Annotated in this window: 14 protein-coding genes and 1 riboswitch; of the genes, 9 read left to right on the top strand and 5 right to left on the bottom strand. The window is 43.7% G+C overall.

All coding sequences use genetic code 11. The features are described from left to right. Nucleotides 1-20: 20 nt before the first annotated feature. Nucleotides 21-653 (top strand): hypothetical protein, encoded by a 633-nt coding sequence (locus tag M1K46_RS15060; RefSeq protein WP_256226612.1) that lies wholly within the window; start codon nucleotides 21-23, stop codon nucleotides 651-653. 212 nt (nucleotides 654-865) lie between these two features. Here the strand turns inward: M1K46_RS15060 and M1K46_RS15055 are convergent, their stop codons facing one another. Genes M1K46_RS15055 through M1K46_RS15045 form a run of 3 tightly spaced genes read right to left on the bottom strand, consistent with a single transcriptional unit; the run spans nucleotide 866 to nucleotide 3,722 of the window. Then, nucleotides 866-1,864 carry an NAD-dependent epimerase/dehydratase family protein gene (locus tag M1K46_RS15055; protein ID WP_256226611.1) on the bottom strand — a complete coding sequence of 333 codons (999 nt, stop codon included), beginning with the start codon at nucleotides 1,862-1,864 and terminating at the stop codon, nucleotides 866-868. A gap of 12 nt (nucleotides 1,865-1,876) precedes the next feature. Further along, a complete protein-coding gene (locus M1K46_RS15050; protein ID WP_256226610.1) occupies nucleotides 1,877-3,124 on the bottom strand; it encodes an MFS transporter in 1,248 nt (415 codons plus the stop codon). Between the two features lie 13 nt (nucleotides 3,125-3,137). After that, a complete protein-coding gene (locus tag M1K46_RS15045) occupies nucleotides 3,138-3,722 on the bottom strand; it encodes an ArsR/SmtB family transcription factor (RefSeq protein ID WP_256226609.1) in 585 nt (194 codons plus the stop codon). A gap of 193 nt (nucleotides 3,723-3,915) precedes the next feature. Between M1K46_RS15045 and M1K46_RS15040 the strand changes: the two genes are divergently transcribed. From M1K46_RS15040 to M1K46_RS15020, 5 genes are all read left to right on the top strand, one after another. After that, nucleotides 3,916-4,371 (top strand): MarR family transcriptional regulator, encoded by a 456-nt coding sequence (locus tag M1K46_RS15040; protein ID WP_256226607.1) that lies wholly within the window; start codon nucleotides 3,916-3,918, stop codon nucleotides 4,369-4,371. A gap of 134 nt (nucleotides 4,372-4,505) precedes the next feature. Continuing rightward, entirely contained in the window at nucleotides 4,506-4,688 is a 183-nt protein-coding gene (locus M1K46_RS15035; protein WP_256226606.1) for an asparagine synthase, read from the top strand. A gap of 87 nt (nucleotides 4,689-4,775) precedes the next feature. After that, the gene (cls, locus tag M1K46_RS15030) at nucleotides 4,776-6,278 is read left to right on the top strand and encodes a cardiolipin synthase (RefSeq protein WP_256226605.1); all 1,503 of its coding nucleotides are present in this window, start codon (nucleotides 4,776-4,778) and stop codon (nucleotides 6,276-6,278) included. A 69-nt stretch (nucleotides 6,279-6,347) separates the two neighbouring features. Beyond that, nucleotides 6,348-7,130, top strand: a complete 783-nt coding sequence (locus M1K46_RS15025) for an undecaprenyl-diphosphate phosphatase (RefSeq protein WP_256226602.1) — start codon at nucleotides 6,348-6,350, stop codon at nucleotides 7,128-7,130. Between the two features lie 76 nt (nucleotides 7,131-7,206). Beyond that, nucleotides 7,207-7,343, top strand: a riboswitch (cyclic di-AMP (ydaO/yuaA leader). Nucleotides 7,344-7,432: 89 nt separating this feature from the next. Beyond that, on the top strand, nucleotides 7,433-8,089 hold the full coding sequence (locus M1K46_RS15020; protein WP_062236478.1) for a potassium channel family protein: 657 nt from the start codon (nucleotides 7,433-7,435) through the stop codon (nucleotides 8,087-8,089). Nucleotides 8,090-8,252: 163 nt separating this feature from the next. Here the strand turns inward: M1K46_RS15020 and M1K46_RS15015 are convergent, their stop codons facing one another. After that, complete coding sequence (locus M1K46_RS15015) at nucleotides 8,253-9,632, bottom strand: amino acid permease (RefSeq protein ID WP_256226601.1); 1,380 nt, start codon at nucleotides 9,630-9,632, stop codon at nucleotides 8,253-8,255. 145 nt (nucleotides 9,633-9,777) lie between these two features. After that, nucleotides 9,778-10,239 carry a hypothetical protein gene (locus M1K46_RS15010; RefSeq protein WP_248251695.1) on the bottom strand — a complete coding sequence of 154 codons (462 nt, stop codon included), beginning with the start codon at nucleotides 10,237-10,239 and terminating at the stop codon, nucleotides 9,778-9,780. Nucleotides 10,240-10,433: 194 nt separating this feature from the next. Between M1K46_RS15010 and hutP the strand changes: the two genes are divergently transcribed. From hutP to hutU, 3 genes are all read left to right on the top strand, one after another. Further along, nucleotides 10,434-10,868 carry a hut operon transcriptional regulator HutP gene (gene hutP / locus M1K46_RS15005; protein WP_256226598.1) on the top strand — a complete coding sequence of 145 codons (435 nt, stop codon included), beginning with the start codon at nucleotides 10,434-10,436 and terminating at the stop codon, nucleotides 10,866-10,868. A 128-nt stretch (nucleotides 10,869-10,996) separates the two neighbouring features. After that, nucleotides 10,997-12,529, top strand: a complete 1,533-nt coding sequence (gene hutH, locus M1K46_RS15000; protein WP_053355474.1) for a histidine ammonia-lyase — start codon at nucleotides 10,997-10,999, stop codon at nucleotides 12,527-12,529. A 15-nt stretch (nucleotides 12,530-12,544) separates the two neighbouring features. Continuing rightward, on the top strand, nucleotides 12,545-14,206 hold the full coding sequence (gene hutU, locus M1K46_RS14995) for a urocanate hydratase (protein WP_256226597.1): 1,662 nt from the start codon (nucleotides 12,545-12,547) through the stop codon (nucleotides 14,204-14,206). The last annotated feature ends 3 nt before the right edge of the window (nucleotides 14,207-14,209 follow it).

Below are 14,209 nucleotides of genomic sequence, written 5' to 3'. Positions count from 1 at the left end.
CTATTAGAAAGGAGTACGGTATGTATCCTGAACTTAAGCAGTTTAATCAAATAAGCAAGGATTATGAAGAACGTATAAAAGAGGCTAATGATCGATGGAAGATCCTACATAAGCAGAAGGAAATGGCCTCTTCAGAGTATGAGAGTCTTCTTGGACAGTATGGCAGAAGAAATTCCCGTGTCAGTATGGAAGCCCTTCATGAGAGTAAGGACGAGTATCTCAGGCTGTTAGCGAAGGAACGGGATGCCATGGAACATCTGGATGAGCTTAAAGAAACCAGACGGGACAGGATGAAGGATTTTGTGAATACCCTTCATCAGGCAAGAGACCGTGAAGTGGATGCTGCTACAAGAACGATGAAGAAAAAGATAGAGGAAATGCACCGTTTGAAGGCAGAATATTTAATGATTGTTCAGCAGATTCATCAAATTCATCAGTATGTAAATGAAATTGAAGAATCTACACTAAAGGCTTTCCAAACGATGGACAGCCGCTATCAGCAGAGAACGGATTATTCGATCTATCCAGCTTTAGCCAAGATGGAGATCAGCCACCGTGAAATTCAGCAGGTATTTACGGCTGGAAAGCTGCCGTCTGAACTGACGAAGTACACAGATCCTTATTCTTCGTTCCATTTGCCCAGAAAGAAATAATCAAAAAAAAGCCATAATCTTAGGGATTATGGCAAAAGCCGAACGCATGATGAAGAATTGGGGTGGGGAAGAGCTTTTTCTGCCGGAGAGACTTTTAAGCCGGCAGGATAGAGTGACATTCTCTACATGATTACAATATGCAGCTGTTATTGTTCAAGACTGGACAAGTGCCATGGGGAAGTCACCCAATTTTCCAATTTTTTCAGAAATGATCAAGAATGTGACACTGTTTTGGCGCGCCATTCGGATAGCAGTTCCTTCTCCCTATCCGGGGACATGCCGGCTTTATAGTCTTCTGGTTTCATATTTCTGGTCTGATCCCAGTTAAAAGTGTCCATAATGGTTTCTTGGATATTTCGGAAAGCAAGCCCGGAGGCGATCGCTTTGTCATTGTTCATATGCTGTATTCCGATGGATTTCTTGGAGGAAATCCATAACGGAAGTTCCAACCATTCTTCGACTTTTTTCTCATTTAGGAAGGATTCTTCTACCCAAATAAGCTCACCCCCGGATTTGGTGACAGAGAGACAGGCTTTCAGGACTTCAGCCATCCTATAATGATCTCCTACTGCATTAAACACTCCAGCTGCTTTTTTCTCCACCATTGAAACGATCCATTCAGACAAATCCCTGACATCAATGAATTGAACTTGTCTGTCTGGTTCTGCAGGTGCTAAAATCCCCCCGCCTTTCGCTGCTCTGGCAGGCCAATACGTAAATCTGTCTGAATAATCGTGGGGTCCGACAATTAAGCCGGGACGGATGATCAGACAAGACTCACCGTAGGTCTGTTTGATTTTTTCCTCACAGGCGGCTTTTAATGGGCCATATGTCTCTCCGGTTATTTCCTCTGTGGCTGGATCCGCAAGGACACCAAGTTCACTTTCTTCTGTCTGGTTTTTTTCCTCCATGCTTTTATAGGCGGATACAGAAGAAATATACGTGTAGTGAGGAACTGAATCCCTCAGAGTTTTCGCCATTTGTTCAGTCTGCCTCGGGAAATATCCGCACGTGTCGACAACAGCGTCCCACTTCTGTCCTCGTAATGGCTTTAAATCGCTGTCTCTGTCTCCGATCAGGGTTTGGCATTCAGGAAACAGTTCTTGATTTGACCCCCGATTGAAAAGAGTAACCTGATGGCCTTTCTGTAAAAATGAAGCCGCAATATATCTTCCTACGAATCGTGTACCGCCAATGATCAGTATTCTCACTTTTATTCCTCCTCAGCTGGTTTTACGAAATACAGGCAATTTCCAAAGTACAATCAAGTTGACGAGCAGCAATGAACAGGAGCCGCCAAACATAATGGAAGCGATAGAGACGCCATTTGAAAGAAAGAAAGAGGTAACCCCATAGGAAACAGGGGTTAACCCCAAGGAAGCCATGGTTAATAATCCTGAAAGCCTTCCGAGCATCGACCTATCCACTAATTGCTGAAAAATAGAGAGGATCGGGATATTCGTTGCTGGAAATGTCATGCCGATTAGAAATAAGACGGCCATGCACCCGGCTTGAAAGTGAGTTTGGCTAAAAAGCATGAGAGCTGCCGCCATGGAAAACAGGGCGGCCGTCGCAAACATGCCGCGGTATCTTTTTACATTGAGGAAGCCGATGACCAGAGAACTGACGACCATTCCTGCAGCCATTGACCCGTCCATATAGCTGAAATCGAGAGCAGAACCATGCAAGATGGTTTTTACAAAAATGGGCAATCCCATCATCAACGGCCCTACTACGCTTAAATTTATGAATATGGTACTGATGAAGAGGGCGATTAGGAATGGCTGAGTCTTAACAAAGGAAAAGCCTTCTTTGATGGAGGCGAAAATACCTGGTGCGCCGCTGCTGTCAGTGGAGGCAGGCTTTAAGTTAATCAATCTGCTGAGGAAAGCCGAGCATAACAGCATGACTGCCGGTACAGAAAAGGAGAACAGGTACCCTCCCCATGAGATAAGGAATCCTCCAATCATCGGCCCAATGATCATAGAGGCTTGCTGAGTCGTCTGAATGATGGAGTTTGCTCTTGTCAGCTGAGAATCCTCAACAAGCATTGGAAGAAGCGCGCTGTTTGCAGGGCAGACGAAGGCATCGAGAATTCCAAAGACGAGTCCGAATACGGCAAATGAATAGACAGAAACCTCACCTGAACCGAGCAAAATCAGAAGTCCGCCGAGCAGGATGGAGCGTGTAAGGTTAGAGACCGATAAGATTTTGGTCCGGCTTACACGGTCGGCGATGACCCCTCCGACAGCCATGAACAGGAGGCGGGGAATACTTGATGCGATCATTACCATTCCAAGAGAGGCTTCCATATTAAGTGTTTTTACAATGTACCAGGATTGAGAAAACAAAAAAATTGCAATACTGAAGGCTGAACAAAAAGTAACTCCCCACAAGAGCATAAATTTTTTCTGGCTGAAAAAAGAAACCGGAATTGCCGGCTGTTCTTCTTTGATTATAGCTTCTGCCATGTTAACTACTCTCCTATTCGTCAGGATATTCGGGTTCACGGAACGGGAATGCCAGCAGCAGCATGTGATAGAGCTCTCCGTCCTGCTGCCGGTTTTTTTTTAAGGAATTAATTAACTCCTGCAGTTCTTTCGCTTTTTCCTCAAATTCCTGGATTTGAGCCTCATTCAAATACAATTGGTCATAGCCGAATTTAATCTGTTTCCACTCTTCGAACAAGCTGCTGTCTACCCTGCGCAAATAGCTTTTTGTTTTATCAAGGGAAATTAGAACATTTTCCCTGAGCGTATCGGATAATTCATTTTTCACATGATCCTTGTGTTGTTTAAGAATGTTTTCAACAGAAAAATTTCTGGCGATCGGACGATAAAATTTTTGGATGATGCCGTTTTTTTCCTCAGTTTTTTCTACTGTAATCAATCCCACACGGTCTAGTTCTTTTAAATGATAATGAATTTTAGGGGCGGGGGCTTCGAGAATATCTGCAATCATTTTTCCTGTTTTGGCTTCATCAATAATTTCCCATAAGACTTTTAAGCGAAGGGGATCGCTAATGACTTTTAGCTGTTCGGCATCTTCCATATAATAAATTTCCTGCATGTTCTCCTCCTTTTGAACGTTCAAATTATATTGAACGTTATAAATTTATATTACCTCATCCCGTAAATTGTGTCAATTTTATCCAAATGAGCCATTTGACCTAGAAATTCCAATTTCCCAAAAAAATAAATTTCCAATGTTTAGATTTTTTAGTATAATGTTATTAGTTCATAAAGTTGGAGGATTCTATTAAATGAAAATAGAAGGACTAAAGGCATATGTTGAAAAGCTGGAAGTGGCTCATTATATACTGTCTAAAAGTTTGCATCCGGAAACGACAGGTGAAGGAGATCTAACCAGAACCCAATACATTTTAATGAGAATGCTATCTGTAAGAGACCGTTGGACAGTTACTGAATTGGCTGAAATGCTTGAAGTGAAGCCGAGTGCAGTAACCGTAGCGGTGGATCGTCTCTATAAAAAGAATTACGTGCAGCGTTACCGCAGTGAAGCTGACCGAAGAATTGTTTATTTGGAGCTTTCCGAAACAGGAATTGCAATCTTGCATGAAGCTGAAGAGCGACGTCTGGTAAGTATGGAAAATTTATTGAGCAAACTCACTCAGGAAGAGCGTGAAATGCTGATTACGATTTACGGGAAATTTGGGAAGAGTACCGCACAAAGCGAAGAGCTGACGTTCGCACCATAAAAAACAACGGATCTTTTTCCGTTGTTTTTTCTTTTGCTCATTCTGATTTGCTTAAAGGGCTTGGAAATGAAATATTTCATACTCCGGCTGAAGTTGAAAATACTATAGATATTCAAGATGAAGGAGGGATCTTTATGCTGAGAAGAGAAGGATTGATTCCCACTATATTAGGAACCGTTGTGAGCTTGGCTTCTTTTTCTTTTAGAGGTAACACACGCAAGTATTCTTCACTTTCTAACTTCCTGCTTGGGTTTGGACTTGCACATATCGTACTTGGGGTCATCGATTTGTTTGAACATAATGAAGATGAATGGTAAGAGGGAGAAGCTTTCTCCTTCTTCTTGGTTTAATGGACTGATTTTACGGGAATTTCAGTTGAAAACCAAGCAGTAGGAGAATCAGCCATGAAACGAATTCTTGAATTTCTATTTGTCCTTGCAATGATTGCAGCTTTGTACATCATCATTTTTTCAAATATGGGATTGTATTGGAAGTGGGGGAGCGCCGCTGCTTATTTTGCGATCCTTTTTATCACTATTTATTCTCTTCTGCTCGAAAACCGGACAGCACAGCATACGCTGGTCTGGATCTATGCTTTAGTGTTCTTTCCTCTTTTCGGTTATATTTTTTACCTGTATTCCGGACAGCTTTACTTAAAGGGCCACCTTTTCAAGAGCAAACGGAAGCATGACAGAGAAGAATTGCTGCTGCTTGCCAAAAGAGAACAGAAACCGGATTGGTCTTTATTTAATGAGCATCAAGCTTGTTTTTCAAGATTTGCGCACAACGTAACGATGACCTTTCAAAACAGTGCCACCCAGACAAAAATCCTTAAGAATGGGGAAGAAACATTTCCTGAAATCAAACGCAGACTGCTGGAAGCCACAAGGTACATACATATTGAATATTACATTTTCAGATCGGACCGTCTTGGGAAAGAAATTATCGATATTTTAATTCGAAAATCCGAAGAAGGGGTTGAAGTTCGCTTCTTATATGATGCGGTTGGAAGCCTCACCCTCGCATCACATGAAGTCGACCGAATGAAAAAAGCTGGCATTAAGGTTTATTCGTTCCTGCCTATTAAATATGGATTCTTTAATCAAAAGTTTAATTTTAGAAATCACCGTAAGATTATCGTCATTGATGGAGCAGTAGGATTTGTCGGAGGCCTGAACGTAGGAATTGAATATTTGGGAGAGGACCAAAAATTCGGTTTTTGGCGTGATACCCATATGGTAATGGAGGGAGAAGCCGTTCAAACGCTTCACGCTGTGTTCTATCTGGACTGGGATTACGTCAGTGAAGAATACCTGCTTGAGAAGGAAGAGTATATCAAGCCTGTTCCTGTTGCAGGGGATGGGGTGGTTCAAGTGGTTCCGAGCGGACCGGATACTCAGGAAGGCATCATGAGTGATTTGTATTATTCCCTCATATCCTGTGCAACAAAATCCATCTGGATTGCTACGCCTTATTTTGTTCCGAACGAAGCCATCAGAACTGCATTAAGAATTGCTTCAAGAAAAGGGGTTCAGGTAAGGCTGATGGTGCCGGAGATCAACGATGGTTTTCTGACGCAGTATGCTACAAGGTCGTATTTTCCTGAATTGCTGCGCAGCGGAATTGAAATCTATTCTTATAAGAAGGGGTTTTTACACCAGAAAGTTATCATCGTAGATGGGGACATGGCATCCATCGGTACAGCGAACATGGACATGAGAAGTTTTCATCTGAATTTTGAAGTGAATGTATTTTTAACGGGGACTTCATCGATAAAAGACCTCGCAGAACATTATGAGGAAGATATAAAAGATAGTGAAAAGGTAAGGCCTGTCGGTTTTTATAAAAGAGGATTATGGGAGCGGACGAAGGAATCGATTGCTCGGCTGTTTTCCGGTATTCTGTAGTAAACCCTTGTACTAACTTTCCTTTCCGGTGAATACGTTTTATCATGATGAGTGATAAGAGGTGAACACATGGATTGGCTTGAGGCGGTCATATTAGGGATTATTCAGGGGATGACTGAATTTCTGCCTGTAAGTTCCACAGGGCATCTTCTTTTAGGAAGGCATTTCTTTCGACTGGATGAAGCAGGGCTGTTCCTCGACAGTATGCTTCATATTGGCACACTGATTGCAGTGGTGACAATTTATTGGAATGAGATCAAAGAACTGATTAAGAAACCCTTCAGCAGACTGTCCATGCTGCTTGTGGCAGGCACTATACCCACCGTTATTATAGGCTTGTCATTTAAGGACTATTTTGAGGAGATCTCGAAGACCGGTGTTACTGTAGGATGGGAGTTTCTTGCCACAGGGTGTGTGCTTTGGTTTGCGGATACCATGAAATCAAGAGGACATAAGCAGCTGGAAGACATTACGATTATGGATGCGGTTTTAATTGGAAGTTTTCAGGGAGCAGCAATCCTGCCTGCAGTATCCCGTTCAGGGTTAACGATTGCTGCAGCACTTTTCCGTAAGATTGACAGAGGAACAGCAGCTTACTTTTCCTTTTTGTTATCTATACCGGCTATCGCGGGAGGGTGTCTGCTTCAAGTGAAAGATGTGCTGGGCGGCCAGGCGGAACAATTATCGTTCTTCTCCCTTTTCCTTGGGACAGCCATGTCAGCATTATTCGGCTACTTAGCGGTTAAATGGATGATCTCTCTAGTGAAAAAAGGTTCTTTAAAGGGCTTTGCTATATATGTATGGCTCCTTGGCATTTCAATTATTGGAATGCAGGCAGCAGGCGTTTTTTAACCTGAAATGAAGTCCTTAAGAAAGCATTGACAATTAACATCTGCAGGATTACATTATATTTATTCAAAATCGCATAGCCTTTAAATCGCTTAATTTTAAAGAGCTTTTTAAGAGCGGGGGAACCACTTTTTTGGGGTGAATCTTAGAAATAAGAAGGGATACTTCCAATTCCTAATCCGGCAGCTAACCTCGTAAGCGTTATACAGGAAGAAAGGGACAGTTTGGAAAGTAGCTGACCATTTTTATAATGGTCTTTTTTTATTTGTTCTTATCTAATATTTGTTTTCTAGGGAGAGAGAGGAATGGACAAGCAGTTTGCCGTTATAGGGCTAGGCCGTTTCGGTGGAAGCATATGCAGAGAATTTGCAAAAATGGGATATGAAGTCATGGCTGTTGACCGGGATATCGAGCGGGTAAATGAATACGCCAGTATTGCTACTCAGGCTGTACAGGCAAACTCTACAGACGAGAAAGCGTTAAGCGCCCTCGGTATTCGAAATTTCAATCATGTGATCGTATCGATTGGGGAAGATATCCAATCCAGTATCTTAACTACGCTTCTTTTAAAAGAAGCAGGAGTGAACAAAGTCTGGGTTAAAGCTCAAAATGACTATCATCATAAAGTCCTTGAAAAAGTGGGTGCGGACCGAATCATACATCCTGAACGTGACATGGCCCTCAGGGTAGCCCAGCTTATTACGTCTGAGAAAATTATTGATTTTATTGAACTATCCAACGAACACAGCATCATTGAAGTAGGAGTCACTGACAAACTTGCAGGCAAAACCCTGACGGAACTTGATGTCCGTGCCAAATACGGATGTAATATTGTCGCAATAAAAAAAGACAACGATATTCTTGTTTCTCCGATTGCCAATGTGGTATTGAGGCCAGGTGATGTTCTCGTAGTGATCGGACAAAATAAAGATTTAAACCGTTTCGAAAATGAAGGAGTGTAAATCCTCTGAAGATTCATCTGCATCATGTTCTTGGGGAAAATCGGGCTGGGGCACTTCCCCCTCGAAACTGAATAAAGCAATCATTCACTATCCTGATGGCGATGTATATACAGGATAAAAAGAGGCGCGGGAAATTCTCCGCACCTCTTTTTTTTGGTTTTATTTAATTAAGTTTGCTTCTCGTGCGGGCGTAGAAAAAATAAACGATTAGGCCGATAGCAATCCAGATGACAAAAGAAATCCATGTGATCGAAGGAAGACTGATCATCAAGTAAAGACAGAATAAAACGGTTAAGATTGGCAATACAGGAACGAATGGAGCTTTGAATGCTCTTTCCAGGTTTGGATGTGTTTTCCTTAACACGATCACAGCTACAGCGATAAGAGCAAATGCTGACAATGTTCCCATGTTAACTAGGTGTGCAAGCGTTGTAAGATCGATAAAACCTGCAATTCCGGCTGCGATAAATCCCGTAAGCCAGGTATTTTTGAATGGCGTTTTAAATACCGGATGAACTTTAGAAAGTATCGGCGGCAGCAGGCCGTCGCGGCTCATCGCATAAGAAATTCGAACCTGTCCGAAAAGCATGACGAGCAGAACAGTGGTAATTCCCGTAATCGCACCGACTGATACAAGACCTGCAATGGAATCCTGGCCTACGTAGTGCAGGGCGAAGGAAACAGGGTCTGCTACGTTCAATTTATTGTAGGGCACCATACCAGTTAAAATAAGGGATACTACAATATACAATGCGGTACAGATGGTAAGCGACCAGATAATTCCGAGAGGCAGATCACGCTGCGGCCGTTTCACTTCTTCGGCTGCGGTTGCTACTGCGTCGAATCCGATATAGGCAAAGAATACCGTTGCGGCACCAGCTACAATCCCTTCGAAACCAAACGGCATAAATGGTGTCCAGTTATCCGGTTTCACATAGCCGACACCGGCAACAATAAACAGAATAATAACAGCAAGCTTTATGAATACCATAATATTGTTGACGCGGGCGCTCTCCCTGATTCCTCTGCTTAATAGCGTAGTAATCAGCAAAATGATGATAACCGCCGGGAGGTTAATCCATCCCCCCTTGCCGGCTCCTGGAGCTGTTGCAAGCTCAACTGGAAGGTGAAGGCCGAATCCAGCGATCAATGACTGGAAATAGGCGGACCAGCCGGTTGCAACAGCAGATGTGGCGAGCAAGTACTCCAGCATCAGATCCCAGCCGATCAAAAAGGCAAAAACTTCACCTAACGTGGCATAAGTATAGGTATAAACACTGCCGGCGATAGGAACGGTCGATGCAAACTCGGCATAGCAGAAGGCGGCGAAAGCACAAGCAAGACCAGATATGATAAAAGAAAGGATGAGAGCAGGACCAGCATGTTCAGCTGCTACAACTCCAGTCAAAACAAATATTCCGGTTCCTATAATAGCCCCGATGCCCAATAATGTTAAATCAAATGCTCCTAATGAGCGGTTCAATCCTTTATTGTTACTTTGAGCTAACATTTCTGAAATGGATTTTTTTCTGAAAATACTCATTGATGTCCCCCATTCATTGATTAATCTTTATAATTTGAATATATTGAAAATTTTTATTTTCAAACTATTTGTAGTATATTGTCGAATGATGGTCTTGTCAATGGCTAACTAAGTAGATAACTTTTCCAGGATCAAGATTTTTAAGTTAATTTCTTAAAAGCTGTTCTAACAATTCACTGTATTTCTTTTTCTCATCTAATGAAGAAACAGCATCATACTTCAGCAATGTCTCTTTAATTACCTCCTCTTGTTTCTTAGTGCTCCAGCTTACATAGGCCTGATAGCAGCTGCTTTCCAGGTAAATGTTCAGCATATTATGGTCAGGTCCGAAAAAGAAAGCAAGGTGGTCGATGAACATGCGAATATTATTCAAGTCGACCGGGACGATGTGTGTATCCAAATGGTATTTATAGGGATTGCATACATCCCTCTGGAATGAAATGCCATAGCATTCATCTTCAAGGAGCAGCCCTGGTGTTGTTGGCAGCAGTAGGAAAGGAGTATCCTGTCCATCATAGCCGATGAAAAAATCATGGCTGTTCTCGTTTTTAACGGGAGGCCGTTTCATGGTGGCATGTACAATTTCTTTTTGAAGGTTAATCAACACTACCACTCTCTTTCATTGATTGATAAACACAGCATGCCCGATAGATTACTAGTTTATACATGTGACATGCTGCCCTGATAAAGTGATAAGTTGTTGAAAGGGAATTGACGAACAATTCAGAAAGGCATAAACTGAGTGTAGTGAGCAATTAGTTATTAGTGAAAGCTGCGATTTAAGCGAAAGTAGTGGATAAGATGTCTCTTGCAGAACAGAAGTTAATCGGCAAGCTTGCCATGCTTTATGTATTGGATGAATCTCACCAATCGAAGGTGGGCGAACTCGGATGGCTCCACTGCACCGGTAAAGTAGGTTCCATGGAATCGAATAAAGTAGTGGCAGCAATCGAAACAGCTGCAAAAAAGAACCAGGTCATCAATGGAGGGGTCTATCGTGAAACCCATGCGTTATACCATGCCATTATGGAAGCGCTTCACGGAGTTACCCGGGGGCAAGTTCAGCTTGGAACGGTTCTTCGGACGGTAGGTTTACGGTTTGCCATTGTGAGGGGACAGCCATATGAGCAGCCGGAAGAAGGAGAATGGATTGCTGTAGCTTTATACGGGACGATCGGCGCACCGGTCAAAGGTCTGGAACATGAAGCCATCGGACTCGGCATCAATCATATATAAATAAAAGCCCATAGCAAATAGTGGAATTTAGGGGGCTGTGTTTCAAAGAACAGGTTTTTTTGCTGTTCTTTAAATGCAGCCTCTTTTTGCGTTTTTTTTACATTATCCAAAAAGGAGAAGGATGACGCATGGTAGTTCTGACAGGACATACATTGACTTTAGAAGAGGCAAAAAGCATCTTAAGTACCAATGAACAAGTGATTGCCTGTGAAGAAAGTATAAAAAGAGTAAAAGAAAGCCGAAGAGCAGTAGAGGATATTGTTGCAAAAGGGAAAGTCATTTATGGGATCACGACAGGTTTCGGAAAGCTAAGCGATGTTTATATCGCTCCGGAGGATACTGAAAAACTGCAATTGAATTTAATAAGAAGCCATGCATGCGGGGTAGGAGAGCCTTTTCCTGAAAATGTAAGCCGCCTGATGGTCGTTTTGCGTGCCAACGCTCTATTAAAAGGATATTCGGGAGTAAGACCGGCTGTAGTAGAAACCCTGATTAAACTTGTAAACTGCCAGATCCATCCGGTAATTCCTCAGCAAGGGTCCTTGGGAGCAAGCGGTGATCTTGCACCGCTGTCCCATCTGGCTCTTGTTTTGATCGGTGAAGGAGAAGTATGGTACCGCGGAAAGCGAATGAGTGCGATGGAAGCGCTGCTGCAGGAAGAAATCCTGCCGCTCACACTTACGGCTAAAGAAGGCCTTGCCCTCATCAATGGCACACAGGCGATGACAGCTCAGGGAGTTGCGGCCTATTTAGAAGCAGAGCAGCTTGCCAGCCAGTCAGAAGCCATAGCTGCGTTAACGATGGAAGGTTTAACAGCTATCACTGACGCTTTTGACAAAGACATTCATCTGGCGCGCGGTTATAAAGAGCAAACAGCAGTAGCTGAACGCATCCTTTCCTACTTGGAAGGCAGCCGGCTGACGACGCGGCAAGGAGAAGTACGAGTGCAGGATGCTTATTCTATCCGCTGTATTCCTCAGGTACATGGTGCATCCTGGCAGGCACTGGGCTATGTAAAAGAGAAGCTGGAAATCGAAATTAATGCAGCAACAGACAACCCTCTTATTTTTGATGAAGGAAGAAAGGTTATATCAGGCGGCAATTTTCATGGCCAGCCGATTGCCCTTGCCATGGATTTTCTCAGCATTGCGATGGCAGAGTTCGCCAACATTTCAGAAAGGAGGATCGAACGGATGGTCAATCCTCAGCTCAGTGATCTCCCGGCATTCCTCAGCGCTAATCCAGGCCTTGAGTCTGGAGCGATGATCATGCAATATTGTGCGGCTTCATTGGTCTCTGAGAACAAAACGCTTGCTCATCCTGCGAGTGTGGATTCTATTCCATCCTCGGCGAATCAGGAGGACCATGTCAGTATGGGAACCATCGGGGCGCGGCATGCCTACCAGATTATCAGCAATGTAAGAAGAGTATTTGCTATTGAAATGATCTGCGCTCTTCAAGCCGTCTACTATAGAGGGATAGATCTCCTTGCACCCGCAACCCGCAAAATCTATGACCAGGCTTCTGCCGTTTGTCCTCCTATTACGTCTGACAGAATTTTTTCCACGGATATTGAACGAATGAATGCTTGGCTGAAAGAAGTTCGATGGGACGGACTTCTGAAACACCCAAACGAAAATTCAAAAGAAATGCAATGCTAAGAGGAGGAAATAACCATGTCAAATACCATTCAAAAAATTTCGGCTCCACGCGGTAACAAATTAAATACGAAAGGATGGGTTCAAGAAGCAGCACTGAGGATGCTGATGAATAACCTTGATGCAGAAGTTGCTGAAAAACCGGAAGAGCTTGTTGTTTATGGAGGAATCGGGAAAGCGGCGAGAAACTGGGAGAGCTATGAAAAAATTTTGGAATCCCTTAAGAAACTGGAGAGCGATGAAACCCTCCTGATCCAATCCGGTAAACCTGTAGCAGTATTTAAGTCTCATCCAGACGCACCGAGAGTTTTACTTGCAAACTCAAACCTTGTACCAGCATGGGCCAATTGGGAGACGTTCCGTGATTTAGAAAAACGGGGGCTCATGATGTACGGCCAGATGACGGCTGGAAGCTGGATTTATATCGGTACACAGGGAATTTTGCAAGGAACCTTTGAAACGTTTGCTGAAGCGGCACGCAAGCATTTTAACCATTCTCTTAAAGGAACGTTAACCGTTACGGCGGGCCTTGGAGGCATGGGAGGAGCACAGCCGCTGGCAGTTACGATGAACGGAGGGGTTGTGATCGCGATTGAGTGCGATCTTTCTCGCATCCAGCGAAGAATCGATACTAAATATTGTGACGTGCTTGCCAAGGATTTGAATGAGGCATTATCGCTGGCAAAGGAAGCCATGGCTCAAGAGAAGCCTCTGTCCATCGGCTTGCTGGGAAATGCTGCTGAGCTATTGCCTCAGTTGGCAGAAAGAAATGAAATACCGCATCTTGTTACTGACCAGACTTCAGCTCATGATCCGCTAAATGGATATCTTCCTGCTGGAATGTCGATGGAAGAAGGGGAAAAAATGAGGACGGAAAATCCAGATACGTATATCCGAAAGGCAAAGGAAAGCATGGCCGTACACGTACAGGCGATTCTTGACCTGCAGGCAAAGGGTGCGGTGGCGTTTGATTATGGCAACAACATCCGCCAGGTCGCCTTTGATGAGGGCGTAAAAGATGCATTCCAGTTCCCAGGTTTTGTTCCGGCCTTTATCCGTCCTCTATTTTGTGAAGGGAAAGGGCCTTTCAGATGGGTAGCTCTTTCCGGCGATCCTGAGGATATTTATAAAACAGACGAACTCATTCTAAGAGAATTTGCCGATAATGAACACTTATGCAATTGGATTAAAATGGCGAGGGAAAAAGTCCAGTTCCAAGGACTTCCTTCGAGAATTTGCTGGCTCGGATATGGTGAACGGGCGAAATTCGGCCGTATCATCAATGAAATGGTCGCCAAGGGAGAACTTTCGGCTCCGATTGTGATTGGACGTGACCATTTGGACTGCGGTTCTGTGGCCTCTCCAAACAGAGAAACCGAAAGCATGCTGGACGGCAGTGACGCTGTAGCAGACTGGCCGATACTGAATGCTCTCATCAATTCCGTAAATGGGGCGAGCTGGGTATCCCTGCATCACGGCGGAGGTGTCGGAATGGGCTATTCACTCCACAGCGGTATGGTGATCGTTGCAGATGGAACAGATGATGCAGCGAGAAGACTGGAGCGGGTGCTGACTTCGGATCCTGGCATGGGTGTTGTACGCCATGCTGATGCAGGATATGACCTGGCAAAGAAAACAGCCAAGGAAAAGGGAGTTCAAATCCCGATGATGGAAGAATAGGAG

The organism is Fictibacillus sp. WQ 8-8 (assembly GCF_024494405.1).
Classification (GTDB): Bacteria; Bacillota; Bacilli; order Bacillales; family Fictibacillaceae; genus Fictibacillus_C; species Fictibacillus_C marinisediminis.
Note: the sequence above shows the minus strand (reverse complement) of the source record. Positions and strands in the feature narration are given on the sequence as shown.